The organism is Amycolatopsis sp. NPDC114478, assembly GCF_055633805.1.
Window position 1 is genome coordinate 663,732 of sequence record NZ_JBVKDO010000002.1, and the last position, 19,207, is coordinate 682,938.

The following is a 19,207-nucleotide window of genomic DNA, read 5'->3' on the forward strand; positions in this document are numbered from 1 at the left end:
CGTCACCACCCGGAAGCGGTGTGGACGACGGCGGCGACGTCCTGGCGGCCCCAAGCGAGCTCCCGCAGCAGGCCGAGGGTGCCTTCGTCCGGGTCGATCAGCTCGATGCCGCGGCGGGCGTAGTCGCGCATCAGCTCCGGCGTCACCATGCCGTCGTGGTCGCCGGTCGGGGCCCACGGTCCCCAGTGGACGGTCACCGCCCGCCCGGCGGGCCACCGGCGGCCGAGGGTTTCGAGGGCGTCGTTGGCGGCGGCGTAGTCCGACTGGCCGCGGTTGCCGAGCGTCGCGGCGATGCTGCCGAAGAGCACGACGAACTTCGGTTCGTCGGGCAGGTCGGCGGTGGCCTCGAGGAGCGTCCGGGCACCGTCCACTTTGGTGCCGTAGACGCGGGCGAACGACTCGGGCGTCTTCTCGGCGACGAGCTTGTCCTCGATGACGCCGGCGGCGTAGACGATGCCGTCGAGCCGGCCGTACTCGGCGTGGATCTCCTTGACGGCCCGGTGCACGGCTTCGGCGTCGAGCATGTCGACGGACTGGTAGCGCACCGGGCTGCCGAGGTCTTCGAGCTGCTTGAGCGTCGTGCGGACTTCGCGTTCGCCCTGGACGCGTCGGACGGTCTTCTCGATTTCGGCGGGGGTCTTCAGGCCCTTTTCGATGAGGGCAGCTCGCAGGGCCTTGGCGTCCTGGGCGTGCGGGAACTCGTCGTCCTCGGCCGGGACGGGGGTGCGGCCGAGGAGTTCGACGCGGCAGCGGGTCGCCGCGGCGAGGGTGGTGGCGAAGCGGGCGGTGATGCCCTTGGCGCCGCCGACGAGAAGGACGACGGAGTCGCGGTCCAGGCCGATGGCGGCCGCTTCGGCGGCGCCGTCGCCGGCCGGGCCCGCACCGCTGCTGCCCAGGAGGCCGAGGGTCTGCTCGGTGGGCTCGAGTCCGCGCCGGTGCACGCCGTCCCGGATGACGACGGGTTCGCGGTCCACAGTGGACAACTCGGCAACCAGCTGGGCGGCGTCGGCGTGTTCGACGACCCGGGCGAGGGTGCCTGGGTACTCGCGGGAAATGCTGCGGTGGAAGCCGCGGAGCCCTTCGGCGGGTCCGGCGGTGAGCAGCCATCGAGGCCCTTGCGCGAGAATCGCTTGGTAGAGCGGGAAGGCGGCTGGCAGGACGGCGTCGCCGCCGGGGAGGTGGAGGTAGCCGTCGAAGCCGGCGCGGACGTCGTCGCCGATTTCGGCTTCGGCGCCGTGGGCGGTGAGTTCCGCGCGGACGGCTTCGGCTCGGACGCCGGAGCCGAGCACGAGGAACCGGCTCCCGGCGAGGTCGGGAGTGGTGGCCGGGGCGAGGTCGAATTCGGTCATGACGTACCGCTTCGGCGCGACGATCACCGGCCGCGGTTCGGAGCGGTCGACGGCGGGCTCACCGTGGTTCGCCGCGGGCTCGCCTCCCGCGCCGAACATCTCGGCGATCCCCGCGGCCGTGCGCGCCTTCGCGAGTTCTTCGACGTCTCCCGCGCCGAGGCGAACCGTCAGCTCCCCCGCGATCTCGGCGCGCTTGATCGAGTCGATGCTCAGGTCGGCTTCCAGGTCGAGGTCCGGCTCGATCATCTCCACCGGATAGCCCGTCCGGGCGCCGATCACCTCGACCACGGTCTCCAGCACCGAGCGCCCCGATGTGGCGCTAGGTGCATCAGACGCCACAGTGGGGCGCGCCGCGCCGACCAGTTCGGCGATCGCCGCCGCCGTGCGAGCCTTCGCGAACTCCTCGATGTCGCCGCCGGCCAGGCCCAGCCGGGTGGCCAGCTCGCCCGCGATCTCCACCCGCTTGATCGAGTCCACGCTCAGGTCGGCTTCCAGATCGAGGTCCGGCTCGATCATCTCCACCGGATAGCCCGTCCGCTCCCCGATCACCTCGACGATCGTCTCCAGCACCGGCCGCTCGGCCGGCACCTGAACCGCCACCGGAACCGGCAGTGCCTCGAGGACCGGCACCGGCGCCGGCACGGCAACCGGCGCCTCACTGCCGAGGTACCCGAGCAGCACGTCCCGCTGAGCGGCGATCATCTCCCGGCTCGTGCGCAGGAAGTCGGTGACCATCGCTTCCGCGGTCGACTCCGGCACGGCGGCCGGCAACCCGAGCGAGACGCGCGAAGCCGGACGCAAAGCTCCCGCCGGGATGGCACCGTCGGCGGTGCGGAGGAGGTGGCCGTCGACCGTCCACCCGGGACGCTTCGAACGCGGCACGGACGCCGCGTCGACCGCGTCGCGGCCGCGGAACAGCCAGCCCGTCTCGACGCCGACGCCGGCCACCGCCAGCTGCGCCAACGCGCCCAGGAAGCCCGGCAGGCCGCGGCGGCCCGGCTGTTCGAACCCGACCGTCCGGTGCGGCCGGTCGCCGAGGATCGCGCCGACCTGCCTGGCCAGCACCACCCCCGGCCCGGCCTCGACGAACACCCGCGCGCCGGCCGCGTACATCGCCTCGATCTGCTCGACGAACCGGACCGGCGACCCGACCTGCGCGGCGAGCTCGCCGCGGATCTCGTCCGGGGACTCCGGGTACGGCGCCGCGGTCCGGTTCGCATAGACCGTGACGGCGGGCCGCACGACGCCGATCGCGTCGAGGTCGCGGCCGAACGTCTCCCCCGCCGCCGCGACCAGCGGGCTGTGGAACGCGCACGCGACCGGGAGCCGCTTGGCGCCGAACCCCGCCGCGCGCAGCTGCCCGACCGCGGCTTCGACATCCGCGGTCGGACCGGAGATCACCGTCTGCGAGGGCGAGTTGTGGTTGGCCGGCACCACAGCGGAGCTGATGAGCACCGAACCAACAGCTGACGCCGACGCCGAGACCGCCGCCATCGCGCCCGGGTCGCCCGCCGGGATGGCGCCGAGGATGGCCGCCGCTCGTGCGTGGCTGGCGTGCAGCAATGCCTCCGGCGTCAACGCGCCCGCGGCGGCGAGCGCCGTCAACTCGCCGTAGCTGTGGCCGCCGACCATCGCGGGCCGGACACCGGCGCGGGTCAGCAGCCGGAACGCGGCCAGGCCGGTGAGACCGAGCGCGGGCTGGGCGACGCGGGTGTCGGTCACGCTGTCGGCGAGGGCTTGCCGCGCGGCTTCGCCGAACACCGCCGGGCCGAACACGACGTCGGCGGTCGGCGGGTCCAGCCGCAGGTACCGCTGCAGCTCCGGGAAGGCGACGAAGAGCTCGGCGAACATGCCCGGCCGCTGGCTGCCCTGGCCGGGGAACAGCACCGCGACTTCGCCGGGTTCGGCGTCGTCGGCGCGGTGCACGCCCGGGGCGTCCTGGCCCGCGAGCGCCTGCCGCAGCAACCCGGTCAGCTCGTCGACAGTGGACGCCACGACCGCGAGCCGGACCGGCCGGCCCTGAGCGCGCAGCGACGCCGAAAGCGCGAGGTCCCGCAGCCGCCACGGCTGCTGTCCCGCCGGGACGTCCGAAGCCAGCGCCAGCAGGTCGCGGACCGCGGCGTCGCTGCCGAAGACGAACAGCTCGGCCGGCCACTCGTCCGCGGAGAGCGCCGGCGGAACGCTGTCGTGCGCGCCGAGCACGACGTGGAAGTTGGTGCCGCCGAAGCCGAACGCGCTCACCCCGGCGATCCGCTCGGCGGGTGGCGCGGCCCACGGCTGCGCGGCTGTCTGGAACACGAACGGGCTCGTCTCGGCGTCCCACGCGGGGTTCGGCTCGGACAGGTGCAGTGTCGGCGGTTTGACGCCGGTGTGCAGGGCCAGCGCGGTCTTGATCAGCCCCGCCAGTCCCGCGGCGCACTTGGTGTGCCCGATCTGGGACTTCACCGACCCGATCGTGCAGCCGCCCGGCGTAGCGCCGGCCTCGGTGAACACCTTCGTCAGCGTGCCCAGCTCGGTCCGGTCGCCGACGACGGTCCCGGTGCCGTGCGCCTCGACCAGCCCGACGCGCGCGGGCGAGACGCCGGCGTTGCGGTACGCGCGGGTCAGCGCGGTGTGCTGGCCTTCCGGCCGGGGCGCCGTGAGGCCCAGCGCGCGGCCGTCGGACGCCGCCCCGACCCCCTTGATCACGGCGTAGACGCGGTCACCGTCGCGTTCGGCGTCGGCGAGCCGCTTCAGCGCGACGCAGGCGACGCCTTCGCCGAGCGCGATGCCGTCGGCCGCGCTGTCGAAGGTCGCCGAGCGGCCGGTCGGCGAGAGGGCGTGCGCCGAGGCGAACAGCAGGTAGTCGTTGATGCCGTTGTGCAGGTCCGCGCCACCGCACAGCACGAGGTCGCTGGTGCCGGCCGTCAGCTCCTTGCAGGCGACGTCGACGGCGGTCAGCGACGACGCGCACGCGGCGTCCACGGTGTAGTTCGCGCCGCCCAGGTCGAGCCGGTTGGCGATCCGGCCCGCGATGACGTTGGCCAGCACGCCCGGGAAGGAGTCCTCGGTGATCCGCGGCAGCTGGTCGTCCAATGCGGACGGCAGTTCGCCCACATAGGACGGCAGGACGGTCCGCAGGGACATCGCGTTCGACAGGTCGCTGCCCGCCTCGGCGCCGAACACGACCGAAGTCCGGGCCCGGTCGAACGGGCGGTCCTCGTACCCGGCGTCCACGAGCGCGCGGTGCGCGGCCTCCAAGGCCAGCAGCTGCACGGGTTCGATGCTGGCCAGCGACGACGGCGGGATGCCGTACTTCAACGGGTCGAAGCCGATCTCGGGCAGGAACCCGCCCCAGCGTGACGGCGTCCGCTCGCCCTGGCCTTCGGGGTCGTAGTAGAGCGAAGTGTCCCAGCGCTGCGGCGGCACCTCGGTGACCGCGTCCGCGCCGGCCAGGACGTTCGCCCAGAACGCCGCCAGGTCGGGGGCCTGAGGGAACATGCAGGCCATCCCGACGATCGCGATGTCGAGCGGCGCGGGCGCCGGGGGTTCCGGCGTCTCGACGGCGAAGGCGGCCGCCCGCTCGCGCAGGACCTCGTTCGCGCCTTCGCCGACGGCGTGGTGCAGGTCGGCGATCGTGGTGACGGCCGAGCGCAGCACGGCGACCTCGCCCGCCATGAACATGCCTTCGGCGAGCTGCCGGTCTTCGCCGACGTCCCGCAGTTCGGCGCCGACGCGCTCGATACCCTTGCTGGCCAGGCGAAGCCGGCCGACGTTCAGCTGCTCCAGCCGTTCCCAGGCGTCCCGGCTGGGCACGCCTTGCTCGGCGAGCTCGGCCTTGATCGCCGCGTACTCCTCGGTGAACGGGCTGCGGACGCAGCGGGTGGCGTGGCCGGGCGCGGTCTCCAGGAGGTCGGTGTGCTCGGCGCCGAGCAGGCTGCGCTGGAACAGCGGGAGCACGGCGCCGGCGTCGACGGCCTCGCGGGTGAAGAGGTAGGCGGTGCCCATGAGCACGCCGATCGCGGCGCCGCGCGCGGCCACCGGCGCGGCGAGGGCGGCGACCATCGCGGCCGAGCGCTCGTCGTGGATCCCGCCCGCGAACAGCAGCTGCAGGTCGCCGGCCGCGTCCGGGGTGGCGGCGACGAAGTCGGCGAGCACGCCGAGCTGCGCTTCCCACAACGGGAAGCTGGTGCGCGGCCCGACGTGGCCCCCGCACTCCGAGCCCTCGAAGACGAACTTGCGGGCCCCCGCTTCGAGGAACTGCTTCAGCAGTCCCGGCGACGGCACGTGCAGGAACGTCGAGATCCCGGCGTCTTCCAGGGCCGCGGCCTGCGCGGGGCGGCCGCCGGCGATGATGGCGTGCGTGGGCCGCAGCTCGCGGATGACTTCGAGCTGCGCGGCTTTGACGTCCTCCGCGGCGAAGCCGAGGACGCCGACGCCCCAGGGCGCGTCACCGACGGCTTCGCGCGTCCGTTCCAGGACATCGCGAGTCTGGTCCGGACCGGACAGGGCCAGCGCGATGAACGGGAGCGCCCCGCCCGCGGCGACCTCGGCGGCGAACGCGGGCTGGTCGCTGACGCGGGTCATCGGTCCCTGGGCGATCGGCAGCACCGTGCCGAACGCGCGGCTGCCCGCGCTGCCGGGGCCGAGCACCGGAACGTCGGCGCGCAGGGCGTCGCCGATGGCGTCGGCCAAGCCGCGCACGGCGGCGGTCACGGTGCCCCAGCGGTCGCGGAACCGGGTGGCGAGGAAGACGTCCTGGCCGGCTTCGACCGGTTCCGCGCCGTGCCGCGCAAGGCGGCGGACGCCGTCGACGACCGTGGTTTCGGAGCCGTCCAGCCCGGTGAGCGCGCGGGTGAGCGCCGCCGGCAGTTCGGCTTCCGGCAGCAGGGCGAGCTGGGTGTCGACGACGACCCCGGCGGCACCGCCCGCGACCGCGGCGGCCGCCGTATGCGGGCCGATCCCGCCCGCGGCCCAGACCGGGACGTCGAAGTGGTCGAGAAGGGCCTGGAGCAGCACGAACGTGCTCAGTTCGCCGGTCCGGCCACCGCATTCGTGGCCGCGCGCGACCAGGCCGTGCGCTCCGCCGCCGACGGCTCGCGCGGCCGACGCCCGGCTGGTCACCTCGGCCAGCACCCGGCGGTCCGGGAAGTCCCGTGCGGTGCACGGGGAGTCTTCGGTCAGCAGGATGGTGGTCACGGCTTCGGGCAGCTCGGCGACCGGGCCGGTCAGCCGGACGCCGAACGCCGGAACGCCCCACTCGGCGAGGAGCGCGAGCTCGTCCGCGGCGGCCCCGCCGCCGGTCAGGTCGAGGACGCCGAACCCGCCGCCGCGCGCGGCGGCGGCGACCGCGCGCGCCGACGGCCACCGCACCGGGGAGACGGCGACGATCAGGCCGGCCGATCCGCGATCGGCTTTCGGGACACGCATGGGAACTCCCGCTACGCACGAAAGGGTGATGGCAACGGGGAGTACTTAAGCGGGTTCGCACCGCCGCCGTCAACAACCCACCGCGATTTCGTCGTGCTGGTTCAGAAAATTCGGGATGGACCAGCCGGAAGACGCAAGAATTTAACGTCGCCGTCACGTTCCGCCGGTCGGGAAGGCGCGCCGGAGCCGGGCAGGGTGGCCCGGACCTGCGGCCCGTCTGGCACACACCACCAGATGGGGCAAGCCTTCTCACCCGGCGGACGCAGTGCGACTGACCACACCGGACCACGACGTCCGGCGGTCCTGCCGAATTCCGCGCAGCCCGCAAAGCGCCGTGCCGGTAAAAAGCGCCACGACGAAAGAACGTCACCGCAATACGGAACCCACGGAATTCCGGAGTGAATGGCCGCTATTCTCCCGGCATTTTTACCCACAGTCGAAAGTAGCGCCCAGGGCCGGCCCGATTCGCGGCACCGGAACCCGGAAGTCCACTGTGGATTCCCGGATGTCCCGGGTTCGTCGTGCTCACGCGACCTCGCGTACTCCGGTTCGGGACGCCCCGCAAGCCGGGGGAGACCGCCCCGACCAGCACGACTCCAGGTATTCAGCCGGACACCATCGGTACCTCCAGTCCCCCGTCCGACGCTCGCCGACAAGAATTTTCCACTCTCCGGTGACAGATTTTCCTTAGAAGAAGCTGAAAGCGATTCGCATACTCACCGGTAACGATGGACGCATCGTCTAGGCTTGTACTTTCTGTCCAGAGCGGGGAGGTGGTCGTGGAGTACTGGTACGCCGACGAGCGGTCGGGGACGCGCTACCCGGGCGACCCGCTGCGGTGGCGCGGCGACGACGGCGCGCCCCTGACCGTCGGCCCGCTGCCCGGCCTCACCCCGGGCGACGTCGACACCGGCGTCCGGTCACTCTGGCGCTACCGGGCCGCCCTGCCCGGCGACCTGCGCCCGGTCTCGCTCGGCGAGGGCTGCACCCCGCTGGTCCCGCGGCCGTGGGGCGACGGCGACGCGCGGTTCAAGCTCGAGTGGTTCAGCCCGACCGGCAGCTTCAAGGACCGCGGGTCGAGCGTCATGATCTCCGCGCTGGCCGGCGCCGGGGTCACCGAACTGCTGGAGGACAGCTCCGGCAACGGCGGCTCGTCGGTCGCGGCCTACAGCGCCGCGGCCGGGATCGCGGCCACCGTGCTCGCCCCCGAGGGGACATCACCGGCGAAGGTCCTGCAGACCCGCGCGTACGGCGCGGACGTCGAACTGGTCCCCGGCACGCGCGACGACACCGCCGCCGAGGCCGTCCGCCGCTCGGCGCGCACGACCTACGCCAGCCACAACTGGCACCCCTTCTTCCTGCAGGGCACGAAGACGCTGGCGTACGAACTGTGGGAGGACCTGGGCTTCCGCGCGCCGGACGCCGTCGTCACGGTCGCCGGCGCCGGCAGCATCGTGCTGGGCTGCGACCTCGGGTTCGGCGAGCTGCTGGCCGCCGGGTCGATCACCCGGCGCCCGCGTCTGCTGGTCGCCCAGCCGCGCAACTGCTCCCCCGTCGACGCCGCCTTCCACGACCGGCAGCCACCGCCGTTCGCCCCGACCGTCGCCGAGGGGACCGCCATCCGGCACCCGGTCCGCCTCCCCGAGGTCATCACGGCGATCCGCCGGTCGGGCGGCGACACCGCCGCGATCGAGGAGGACGCCATCGCCGCCGCGGCCCGCCGGCTGGCGTCCCTCGGCCTGTACGCGGAACCGACGAGCGCGACCGCCGCCGCGGCCGTCGACGTCTTCCGCGCGCGGGGCGCCATCCGGCCCGGCGAGACGACTGTCGTCGTCCTCACCGGGTCCGGGCTGAAGGCCGCCGGCCGGCTGCGGGAGCTGATCGGATGACCGAGGACGAGCTCCTGCTGCGCGAGGCCGAGAAGATCGCCCACGCCGTGGGCCGGATGTTCCCGGGGCTGTGCGAGGTCGTGCTGCACGACCTGCGCGACCCGGCTCACGCCGTGCGTGCGATCGAGGGCGGCTTGTCCGGGCGCGCCGTCGGCGACCCGGCGACCGAGCTCGGCCTGGCCCGGATCGCCGACCCGGAGTTCCCGGACGTGCTCCAGAGCTACCCGAACCGCTTCCCCGACGGACGGCCCGCGAAGAGCACGTCGATCGGTATCCGCAACTCCGGCGGGGAGTACGTCGCGGCGCTGTGCCTCAACCTCGACGTCTCCCTGCTGGGGTCCGCGGCCCGCGCCTTGACGCGCTTGGCCCGCACCGACGAACCGGCCCCGCTGACCGAGTCGCTGCGGGCCCGCACCGGCGACGAGCTGCGCGCGCTGGTCGAGGACTACGCGACCGAGCGCGGGCACACCCCACGCGGTCTGCCCGCGGCCGCGAAGAAGGACCTCGTCCGGACGCTCAAGGACCGCGGGTTCCTCGAGCTGAAGAACGCGGTGCCGGCGCTGACCGACCTGCTCGGGATCTCCCGGGCCAGCGTCTACAACTACCTGCGCTGAGCGGCGGGTTCCCGCCGCTTCGCCACGAACCGCCAGCCCACCGCGAGGACCACGGCCAGCACCGGGATCGAGTAGAACGCGATCTTCTCCGCGCCGTCGGAGAAGCCCATCAGGACGACCACCAGCGCCAGGAACGCCAGCGTCGCCCAGCCCGAGTACGGCGCCCACGGCATCCGGTAGGACGGGCGCTCGAGCTCGCCGCGCAGCGCGGCCTGGCGCAGGCGCAGCTGGCAGAACACGAGCGTCGCCCACGTCGTGATCACGCCGAGGGAGGCGATCGCGATGGCGATGTCGAACGCGTCCTTGGGCACCAGGTAGTTGAGCACCACGCCGAGCAGGTAGGCGACCGAGGTGAACAGGATGCCGCCGTAGGGCACGTGGCGGCTGCTCATCCGGCTGACGAACGACGGTGCTTCGCCCTTTTCGGCCAGCGAGCGCAGGATCCGGCCGGTGGAGTAGAGGCCCGAGTTGACGCTGGAGAGCGCCGCGGTCAGCACGACCGCGTTCATGACGTCGCCGATGCCGGGGATGCCGAGGCGGCTGAACACCGTCACGAACGGGCTCTCGTCACCGTCGTAGAACGGCCACGGCAGCAGCATCGCCAGCATCAGCACCGAGCCGACGTAGAAGACGCCGATCCGCCACACGACGCCGTTGATCGCCTTCGGCAGCACCTTGCGGGCGTCCTTCGTCTCGCCCGCCGCGATGCCGACGACCTCGATGGCCGAGTAGGCGAAGATGACCGCCTGCAACGTCATCAGCGCGATGCCGATGCCCGCCGGGAAGAATCCACTGTGGTCGGTCAGGTTGTGCACGCCGGCCGGTGTGCCGCCGATGTCCGCGCTGGTGAACACCAGGCCGAGCGCGGTGGCCAGGAAGACCACGATGGCCAGCACCTTGACCACCGAGAACCAGAACTCCAGCTCCCCGAACAGCTTGACGCTCAGCAGGTTCACCGCGAGCAGCACGCCGAGGGCGACCAGCGCGGTGCACCACTGCGGCACGTCCGGCAGCCACTTGTGGACGTAGATCGCGACCGCGGTGATCTCCGCGATCCCGGTCATCGCCCAGTTGACCCAGTACATCCACCCCGAGACGAACCCGGCCCACGGGCCGATGAACTTCCGCGCGTAGGTGACGAAGCTGCCGGAGCTGGGCTCGTGCAGGACGAGCTCGCCGAGCGCGCGCATCACGAAGTAGGCAGCCACCCCGCAGATCGCGTAGGAGAAGACCAGCGACGGGCCGACCTGGTGCAGCTTGCCGCCGGCGCCGAGGAAGAGCCCGACGCCGATCGCGCCGCCGATGGCGATCATCTGCACTTGGCGGTTGCCCAGCGCTTTCGAGTAGCTTTCACCTTTTTCGGTGAGGAGCGAGGAATCCATGGTTGCCAGACGCTAGAGGCTGTGCGGCAGGTCACCAAGCGCACTAAGGAAAACTTAAGGTGTGCCGGAGATCACCACCCGCTTTCGGTGGTGCTGCCCCGTTCTGGTTTGACAGGGCCGCCGCACGACCCGCCGGCCGCGGCTTCTAAGCTGCGGCCGTGGACCTCGCGGCGCTGCTGGACCGGATCGCCGGCGACGTCGCGCCCGAGGTCGGCCGCGGCGCCGTCGCGGACTACATCCCCGCCCTGGCACGGATCGAGCCGAGCGCGTTCGGCATGGCGGTGGCCGAAGTGGACGGTGGGCTGCACGGCGTCGGCGACTGGCGGCGGCCGTTCTCGGTGCAGAGCATGTCGAAGGTGTTCACCCTCGCGCTGGTCCTGTCCCGCGGCGACGGCGTGTGGACGCGGGTCGGGCGCGAGCCGTCCGGCGACCCGTTCAACTCGCTGGTGCAGCTCGAGCACGAGGACGGCATCCCCCGCAACCCGTTCATAAACGCGGGCGCGCTGGTGGTGACCGACGAGCTCGCCCGCCAGGGCGACGCGGCCGACGCGCTGCTCGCCTTCCTGCGCGAGGAGAGCGGGCGGCCGGACATCGACGTCGACCCCGAAGTGGCCGCGTCCGAGGCGGGGCACGCCGACCGCAACCGCGCGCTCGCCTACTTCATGGCGTCCTACGGCAACATGCGCCACCCGGTGCCGTCGGTGCTCGACCAGTACGTCCGCCAGTGCTCGATCGCGATGAGCTGCGCGGACGTCGCGCGCTCGGCGTTGTTCCTGGCCCGCCACGGCATCCGCAACGACGGCACCCGGCTGCTGGACCTGAGCGCGGCGAAGCGGATCAACGCGGTGATGCTGACGTGCGGCACCTACGACGCGGCGGGCGAGTTCGCCTACCGGGTCGGGCTGCCGGGCAAGAGCGGCGTCGGCGGCGGCATCCTGGCGATCGTCCCCGGCCGGTGCGCGGTCTGCGTGTGGAGCCCCGGCCTGGACGCTCGCGGCAACTCGGTGGCGGGCGTGGCGGCGCTGGACCGGTTCACGACGCTGACCGGCTGGTCGATCTTCTAGCCTCCGCGGCTGGCGCACCCGGCCGAGGCGGGCATACTCGACGGATGTCTTCGAGCAGCACGGAACCCCGGCGGGTGACGATCCACGACGTCGCCCGCTCGGCCGGGGTGTCGCGACAGACCGTGTCGCGCGCGCTGAACGACAAGGCCGAGATCGACGGCTCGACCAAGCAGCGCGTCCTCGACGCCGCCCGCGAGCTCGGGTACCGGCCGAGCCGGTTCGCCCGCGGCCTGGTCCGGCCGGACACCACCACCATCGGCCTGGTCGTGCCGGACCTGCTCAACCCCTTCTTCACCGAGGTCGCCTCCGGGGCGCTGGCGGCCGCCCGGGCGCGCGGCCGGCACGTCGTCGTCTACGACACCGCCGGCGACGCCGAGCAGGAGCTCGCCACGCTGCGGGTCATCGGCGCCCAGGTCGACGCCGTCGTCGGCTACTTCAGCCGGTCCGAAGAGGACCTCGACCGGTTCACCCCCGGCGTCCCGGTGGTGCTGATCGGCCGCGAGCCGCGCCTGCCGCGGTTCAGCGGCATCTCGATCGACGGCGAGGACGGCGTCCGCGAGGCCGTCGCCCACCTCGTCGGGCGCGGGCACCGGCGGATTGCGATGCTCGACGACGACGGGCTCGAACCCAGTGTCCGGCAGCTCTGGTTCCGGCGGGCCGCCGCCGCGCACGGCATCGCGGTCGCGCCCGGGTGGATCGCGCGCGCCGCCCAGACCGTCGACGGCGGCGGTGCGGCCCTCGCGAGCCTGCTCGCCGCCCACCCCGACGTCACCGCCGTGTTCGCCTTCAACGACGTGATCGCCATCGGCGCCCTGCGCGAAGCCCGCCGGTTCGGCCTGCGCGTCCCGGCCGACCTCGCGGTGATCGGCTTCGACGGGCTCGCCCTCGGCACCCTCGTCGATCCGGAGCTCTCCAGCGTCGCCCTCGACACCCGCGCGCTCGGCGCGCTGGCCGTCGACCAGGCGGCGCGGCTCGTGACCGGTGCCGCGCCCCTCGAGCCCGGCGAGCTGGTCGTCCGCGCCCGGCTCCACCTGCGCGAATCCGCTTGATCGCTTGACACGCCGCGGCGGCGGTCAGCACACTGCGGCTGCGCCCGTGAACGTTCACGGGAACGCTCACGGGAGGTGTCATGGGGTACGTCGAAGACCCGGGCCCGGGCTACGGTTCGGTGGCCCCGCGCGCGGCCTTCGGCTCCGACGCGCCGTCGCTGTCGTTGGCCGGCACCTGGCGGTTCCGCCTGTCGCCGAGCCTCACCGCCGCTCCCCCGGACGTCGCCGATCCCGGGTTCGACGACTCCGCGTGGGACGAGCTGCCGGTGCCGTCGCTGTGGCAGCTGCACGGGCACGGCAAGCCCGCCTACACGAACGTGCACTACCCGTTCCCGGTCGACCCGCCGCACGTGCCGTCGGAGAACCCGACCGGCGACCACCGGCTGCGGTTCGACCTGCCCGCCGGCTGGCCGTCCGGGCCGGCGCTGCTGCGCTTCGACGGGATCGACTCGTGCGGCCGGATCTGGCTCAACGGCACCGAGCTCGGCGTCACGAAGGGCAGCCGGCTGCCGGCGGAGTTCGCGGTCGGGCCGCTGCTGAAGCCGCGCGGCAACGTCCTCGTCGTGCGCGTGCACCAGTGGTCGGCCGGCAGCTACCTCGAAGACCAGGACATGTGGTGGCTGTCCGGGATCTTCCGGGCGGTGACGCTGCTGGCCCGGCCGGACGGCGGCATCGGCGACCACTGGATCCATGCCGGCTACGACCACACGACCGGGCTGGGCACGGTCCGGGTCGAGACCGGCCCGGACGCCGTGCTGGACATCCCGTCGCTGGGTGTCGCCGGGCACCCGGCCGGAGAGGCCCTGGAGCTGCCCGTCGAGCCGTGGAGCGCCGAGACGCCGAGGTTGTACGAGGGCACGCTGTCCACTGTGGCCGAACGCGTGCCCGTCCGGATCGGGTTCCGCACGGTGTCCATCGAGGACGGGCAGCTCAAGGTCAACGGGCGACGCATCCTGCTGCGCGGGGTCAACCGGCACGAGCACGACCCGCGGACCGGGCGCGTCGTGTCGCGGGAGACCGCGCTCGCCGACGTCCTGCTGATGAAGCGGCACCACGTCAACGCCGTCCGGACCAGCCACTATCCGCCGGATCCCGTATTCCTCGAGCTGTGCGACGAGTACGGCCTGTGGGTCATCGATGAATGTGACCTGGAGACGCACGGCTTCGGGCCGCTCGGGTGGGACCGCAACCCGAGCTCCGAGCCGATGTGGACGGACGCCTACCTCGACCGGATGCGCCGTACGGTCGAGCGGGACAAGAACCGGCCCAGCGTGATCCTCTGGTCGCTGGGCAACGAAAGCCACACCGGCGACAACCTCGCGCGGATGGCGGCGTGGGTGCGCGAGCGCGACCCGAGCCGTCCGGTGCACTACGAAGGCGACCACGACTGCTCCTATGTGGACGTCCACAGCCGCATGTACGCGACACCGTCCGAAGTGGAGCGGATCGGCCGCCGCGACGACGACAACGAGCGTCGCCGCGACCTGCCGTTCATCCTCTGCGAGTACGCGCACGCGATGGGCAACGGGCCGGGCGGCCTGCTGGAGTACCGCGAGCTGTTCGAGCGGTACCCGAACTGCCAGGGCGGGTTCGTCTGGGAATGGATCGACCACGGCTTGGCCGCGCCGGGCCACTTCGCCTACGGCGGCGACTTCGGTGAGCTCCTCCACGACGGCAACTTCGTCATCGACGGCCTGCTCTTCCCGGACCGCACGCCGTCGCCGGGGCTGACGGAGTTCGCGAAGATCATCGAGCCGGTCCGGATCGACGCGGATTCATCCGGTATCCGGGTTTCGAACCACTACGACTTCGCGGACACCGGGCACCTGAGGTTCACCTGGGTACTCGAGGAGGAAGGAATCGCTGTCGATCAAGGCGTTCTCGACGTACCGACCGTCCGATCCGGACAGAGTGTGTCGGTTCCGCTGCCGTCGTTGCCGGTCACGAGCGGCGAGTCGTGGTTGACGGTCTCGGCTTCGTTGACGTCCGGGACGGCCTGGGCGCCTGCCGGGCACGTCGTCGGGTGGGGCCAGCTGCCGGTTTCGCCCGCACCGGCCCGTGCTCTGCCGTCGCCGCGGGGTCCGGTGTTCCGCACGTCCGGCGGGCTCATCCTCGGGTCCGCCGAGTTCGACCCGGCGACGGGCACACTGACCACGCTCGGCGGCCACCCGGTGCGGGGGCCGCGGCTGGACGTCTGGCGCGCCACGACGGACAACGACCGCGGTTCGTCGCCGGGGCCGTCCGAGGCGTCGCAGTGGCTGGCGGCGGGCCTGCACCGGATGCAGCACCGGGTGATCGCGGTGGACGCCGACGGCGACGAGCTGCTGGTACGCACCCGCGTCGCCCCGCCGGCGCAGCCGTTCGGCCTGTTCGCGGACTACACGTGGACGGCCTTCGACGGCGGCCTGCGGCTGCGGGTCGACGTGACCCCCGACGGCGAGCTCCCGGGCACGCTCCCCCGGCTCGGCCTGGCGATGGCGGTCCCGGGCACGTTCGGCTCGGCCGAATGGTTCGGGCGTGGCCCCGGCGAGGCGTACCCGGACAGCCGCCAGGCGGCACGGATCGGGCGGTTTTCGAGCAGCGTCGACGGCCTCCAGACGCCGTACGTCTACCCGCAGGAGAACGGCAACCGGACGGACGTGCGCTGGGCCCGCCTGACGAACCCGGACGGAACGGGCCTGCGCATCGACGGCGACCCGACGTTCGACTTCACGGCCCGCCGCTGGACCTCGGCGGCCCTGGAAGCGGCGCGGCACACCGACGAGCTGGAGTCGGGTTCGCTGGTGCACGTGACGCTGGACGCGGCCCACCACGGCCTCGGGACGGCGGCCTGCGGCCCCGGCGTGCTGCCGGAGTACCGGCTCATGCCGCGGAAGACGTCGTTCACCCTGTCCTTCCGGCCCGTGGCGGGTGGTGTCGCAAATTGAGACCCCGGTACGCGCCCGGATGCGGTCTCGTTGAGGTCCAACCGCCGACAGGAGCGTCCCGGATGACCCCTTCCACGACGACCCCCACGAGCGCCCGGCAGCTCAGCACCCCGGGCGCGCTGGGCCTCGCCGATCTCGTCGCGCTCTTCGACGACCTGCAGTTCACCCTCGAGTGCTGCGAACGGCTGGTGGCCGAGTTGGCCCGCCCGCGCGTCGACGCGGTGCTCGTCGAGGCGCTGTGGGTGTCCGCGCTCAACTGCTACGCCCGCTGCTTCCGCACCGGCGACCGCGGCCTGCACCTGACGGTCGACGACGTCAAGGCCACCGGCGTGCCGGGCGAGGTCGCCGAGTGGCACGCGCTGCTGGGCCGGATCCGCGACTTCTCGATCGACGGGCCGGTCAACCCCCGCGAGGCCTACTCGGTCGGCGTCTCACAATCCTCGACCGGCGAGGCTTCGGGCGTGGTCATCACGTCGTCCCCGCGGCCGCTGGTGGACGAGGTCACGGTGAAGCAGACCGGGCGGCTGACCTTCGAGCTGAGCCGACAGGTGGACGAGCGCATCAAGGAACACCAGCAGAAGGTGTTCGCGGCGGCGTCGAAGCTGACGTCCGCCCAGCTGGCGGCGTTGCCGGAGATCGAAGTCGCGTCTCAATAAGTCTCATTAATGCGTCTCATTATTCGACGCCGGGCAAGTGGCGGTAGACCGTGGCGCGGGACACGCCCAGCGCCGTCGCGATGTCGGCCGGGGCGTGGCCGGCGTCGTAGAGCCGGCGGGCCGCCTCGATCGTCTCCGGGCTCATCACCGGTGGCCGGCCGCGGCGGGTACGTGGTCTGGGCTCGGGTTCCGAAGCCGCGTACAACCGGTCGACACCGTCGAGGACCGCGGCGCGCAGCTCGTCCACCGGGGCGTCGGCGAACAGCACCACCGGGTCGCTGAGCATCGCGATCGCCTGCGCCGCGCGGACCCGGCCCGCCAGGTCCGCGTCCGGGCCCGCGACCAGGTGGTTCGCCTTGAGCATGCCGTCGCGGAAGCGGTCGAACACCGGCTTCGACGCGGTGAGCCCGAGGTCGCGCAGGTTCATCCGGAGCAGGTAGCGGTGGCTCAGCCACACGCCGAGCAGCCCCTCGATCGCCGCGGCGCGCGGGTCGGCGGCGGCCGCGGCCTTCGTCATGGCGGCGTCGAGGTCGTCGAGGAGCGGCTCAGCCAGCGCCGTCACGATGTCCGCCTTGCCCAGGAAGTGGTACAGCACCGCGGTCTTGGTGACGCCGACGCGTTCGGCCAGCTCCCGGACCGACACCGCGTGGAAGCCGCGCTCGGAGAACTCCTCGAGCGCGGCCCGCAGGATCCGGGCGCGGGTGTCGTCGGTCATCGCCCGAGCCTAGCGGCTTGCCTGACCGTTGGACAGGAGCGTACGGTCGTGACTGACCGATGGTCAGGACTTCGATGGGGGTTTCACCATGGCCGAGCAGACTGTACTGATTTCCGGCGCGGGCGTCGCCGGGCCGACGCTGGCGTACTGGCTGGCCCGCGCCGGCTTCCGGCCGACCGTCGTCGAGCGTGCCGCCGGGCTGCGCTCGAGCGGCAGCCCGGTCGACGTGCGCGGGCCGGCCGCGCGCGTCGCCGACCGGATGGGCATCACCGGGAAGCTGCGCGAGGCGAGCACCGCCGTGACGTCGCTGAAGTTCGTCGACGACGCCGGGCGCCGGACCGGCCGCGTCACGATGGGCGGCGACGGCGGCATCGAGCTGCCGCGCACCGACCTCGCGGCGATCCTGCACGAAGCCGCGCGCGAGGACGCCGAGATCGTCTTCCACGATTCGATCACCGAACTGCGCCAAGACGACGGCGGCGTCGACGTGACGTTCGAGCGCGGCGCTCCCCGGCGGTTCGACCTGGCGATCGGCGCCGACGGCCTGCACTCGGGCGTGCGGCGGCTGGCGTTCGGGCCGGAGCACGCGTTCGTCGAGCACATGGGCGTCTACATCGCGACGATGCCGCTGGCTGAGCCGCCCGCCGACCGCACCGAGCTGGTGATGTACAACTCGCCGGGCCGGGCGGTGGCCGTGCACCCGTCGCGCGGCCACGGGATCGTCGCGTTCATGTTCCGCGGCGCCGCCGTCCCGGGGTTCGACCACCGGGACACGGTGCTGCACAAGCGAATGCTCGCCGAGGCGTACGAGGGTGCGGGCTGGCGCGTGCCGGAGCTGCTGGAGCGCGTACGCGAGGCCGACGACCTCTACCTGGACTCGGTGAGCCGGGTGCGGATGGCCGGTTGGGCGTCCGGACGGATCGCGCTGGCCGGGGACGCGGCGTCGTGTGTGTCCCTGTTCGGCGACGGATCGACGCTGGCGATGGCCGGCGCGTACACGCTGGCGGAGGAGCTGGGCCGCACGCCGGGTGACGCGGCCGCGGCGTTCCGCCGGTACGAGGCGGCCCACCGGAAGCTGGTGGAACCCAAGCAGCGCAACGTGTCCACGGCGGCGGCGCTGCTGATCCCGGCCACCCGCGGCGGCCTGGCAGTCCGCAACTTCGGCACGCGCTTGCTGCCACTGGTCTCGGCCGCGCGACGGCTCGCGCCCACCCGCGCCGCGTAGCTGCCTGCACGGGCCCGCGAGGTCCGGGGGCGCGGGCGCCGAGTGCGTTGTGGCCCGCGCGACGGCCCGCGCCGCCTAGCTGCACGGACCGGCGAGGTCCGGGGCACGGACGCCGAGTGTGTCGTGGCCGCGCGACGGCTGGCCCCCACGCGTGCCGCGTAGCTGCACGGACCCGCGAGGTCGGGAGCGCAGCCGCCGAGTGCGTTGCGGCCGCGCGGCCGCCGGACGTGCGGCCGCGCGGCCTGAGCGTCACGCTCGCAACATCGGCGGGTACAGCAGTTCCGCCTTCCCGCGCCGGTACAGCTGGGCGGGGCGGCCGCCGTCGCGGGTGGTCGTGCGGCCGGTCGGTTCCAGCAGGCCCTCCGCGCCGGTTACCTTGCGGTGGAAGTTGCGCGGGTCCAGCCGCGTGTCCCAGACCAGCTCGTACACCCGCCGCAGCTCCGCGACCGTGAACTCCGGCGCGCAGAACGCCGTCGCCAGCGGCGAATACTCCAGTTTCGCCCGGGCGCGCTCCACGCCGTCCGCCAGGATCCGGTCGTGGTCGAACGCCAGGTGCTCGCGGGTCAGCGTCCGCACCGGCGTCCAGCGCGCTTCCGCGGCGTCCGTGCCCGCGCTCGGCGTCGGCAGGTCCGGCGCCAGCGCCAGGTAGGCGACGGTGACCACGCGCATCCGCGGGTCGCGGTCCGGGGCGCCGTAGCCGGCGAGCTGTTCGATGTGGACGGTCCCCGGCGCCAGCCCGGTCTCCTCCGCCAGTTCCCGGCGCGCCGCGTCCGAGAGGTCCTCGTCCTCGCGGACGAACCCGCCGGGCAGCGCCCACTCCCCCCGGTACGGCTCGACTCCCCGGCGCACGACCAGGGCGCACAGCTCGTCCCCGGTCAGGGTGAGCACGACGAGGTCGACGGTGACGGCGAACGGCGGGTGACCCATG

The 19,207-nt window shown here is 73.0% G+C and carries 11 protein-coding genes; 7 read left to right on the forward strand and 4 right to left on the reverse strand.

Features of this window, described 5'->3' with window-relative positions:
- Positions 1 to 2 precede the first annotated feature (2 nt).
- The gene (locus tag ACZ7OH_RS07800) at positions 3 to 6,758 is read right to left on the reverse strand and encodes an SDR family NAD(P)-dependent oxidoreductase (RefSeq protein ID WP_470280133.1); all 6,756 of its coding nucleotides are present in this window, start codon (positions 6,756 to 6,758) and stop codon (positions 3 to 5) included.
- A 779-nt stretch (positions 6,759 to 7,537) separates the two neighbouring features.
- Between ACZ7OH_RS07800 and ACZ7OH_RS07805 the strand changes: the two genes are divergently transcribed.
- A complete protein-coding gene (locus ACZ7OH_RS07805) occupies positions 7,538 to 8,647 on the forward strand; it encodes a threonine synthase (protein WP_470280134.1) in 1,110 nt (369 codons plus the stop codon).
- Entirely contained in the window at positions 8,644 to 9,261 is a 618-nt protein-coding gene (locus ACZ7OH_RS07810; protein WP_470280135.1) for a helix-turn-helix transcriptional regulator, read from the forward strand. Before ACZ7OH_RS07805 ends, ACZ7OH_RS07810 begins: the two co-directional genes overlap by 4 nt.
- On the opposite strand, the gene ACZ7OH_RS07815 is transcribed toward ACZ7OH_RS07810, so the two are convergent.
- Positions 9,249 to 10,643 carry an amino acid permease gene (locus ACZ7OH_RS07815; RefSeq protein WP_470280136.1) on the reverse strand — a complete coding sequence of 465 codons (1,395 nt, stop codon included), beginning with the start codon at positions 10,641 to 10,643 and terminating at the stop codon, positions 9,249 to 9,251. The two genes, ACZ7OH_RS07810 and ACZ7OH_RS07815, sit on opposite strands and share 13 nt — an antisense overlap.
- 158 nt (positions 10,644 to 10,801) lie before the next feature.
- Here ACZ7OH_RS07815 and ACZ7OH_RS07820 point away from each other — a divergent pair, with 158 nt between their 5' ends.
- The 4 genes from ACZ7OH_RS07820 to ACZ7OH_RS07835 all read left to right on the forward strand — a co-directional run bounded on the left by ACZ7OH_RS07820 (position 10,802) and on the right by ACZ7OH_RS07835 (position 16,339).
- Positions 10,802 to 11,707 (forward strand): glutaminase, encoded by a 906-nt coding sequence (locus ACZ7OH_RS07820; RefSeq protein WP_470280137.1) that lies wholly within the window; start codon positions 10,802 to 10,804, stop codon positions 11,705 to 11,707.
- 44 nt (positions 11,708 to 11,751) lie between these two features.
- Entirely contained in the window at positions 11,752 to 12,756 is a 1,005-nt protein-coding gene (locus ACZ7OH_RS07825) for a LacI family DNA-binding transcriptional regulator (protein WP_470280138.1), read from the forward strand.
- An 80-nt stretch (positions 12,757 to 12,836) separates the two neighbouring features.
- Positions 12,837 to 15,683 (forward strand): glycoside hydrolase family 2 TIM barrel-domain containing protein, encoded by a 2,847-nt coding sequence (locus ACZ7OH_RS07830; protein ID WP_470280139.1) that lies wholly within the window; start codon positions 12,837 to 12,839, stop codon positions 15,681 to 15,683.
- Positions 15,684 to 15,745: 62 nt separating this feature from the next.
- Positions 15,746 to 16,339 (forward strand): hypothetical protein, encoded by a 594-nt coding sequence (locus ACZ7OH_RS07835; protein ID WP_470280140.1) that lies wholly within the window; start codon positions 15,746 to 15,748, stop codon positions 16,337 to 16,339.
- Between the two features lie 19 nt (positions 16,340 to 16,358).
- On the opposite strand, the gene ACZ7OH_RS07840 is transcribed toward ACZ7OH_RS07835, so the two are convergent.
- Positions 16,359 to 17,054, reverse strand: a complete 696-nt coding sequence (locus ACZ7OH_RS07840; RefSeq protein WP_470280141.1) for a TetR family transcriptional regulator — start codon at positions 17,052 to 17,054, stop codon at positions 16,359 to 16,361.
- A gap of 88 nt (positions 17,055 to 17,142) precedes the next feature.
- Between ACZ7OH_RS07840 and ACZ7OH_RS07845 the strand changes: the two genes are divergently transcribed.
- Positions 17,143 to 18,279: an FAD-dependent monooxygenase gene (locus tag ACZ7OH_RS07845; protein WP_470280142.1), complete on the forward strand. Its 1,137-nt coding sequence runs from the start codon at positions 17,143 to 17,145 to the stop codon at positions 18,277 to 18,279.
- A 249-nt stretch (positions 18,280 to 18,528) separates the two neighbouring features.
- Here the strand turns inward: ACZ7OH_RS07845 and ACZ7OH_RS07850 are convergent, their stop codons facing one another.
- Positions 18,529 to 19,206 (reverse strand): NUDIX hydrolase, encoded by a 678-nt coding sequence (locus tag ACZ7OH_RS07850; protein WP_470280143.1) that lies wholly within the window; start codon positions 19,204 to 19,206, stop codon positions 18,529 to 18,531.
- Between the last annotated feature and the right edge of the window lies 1 nt (position 19,207).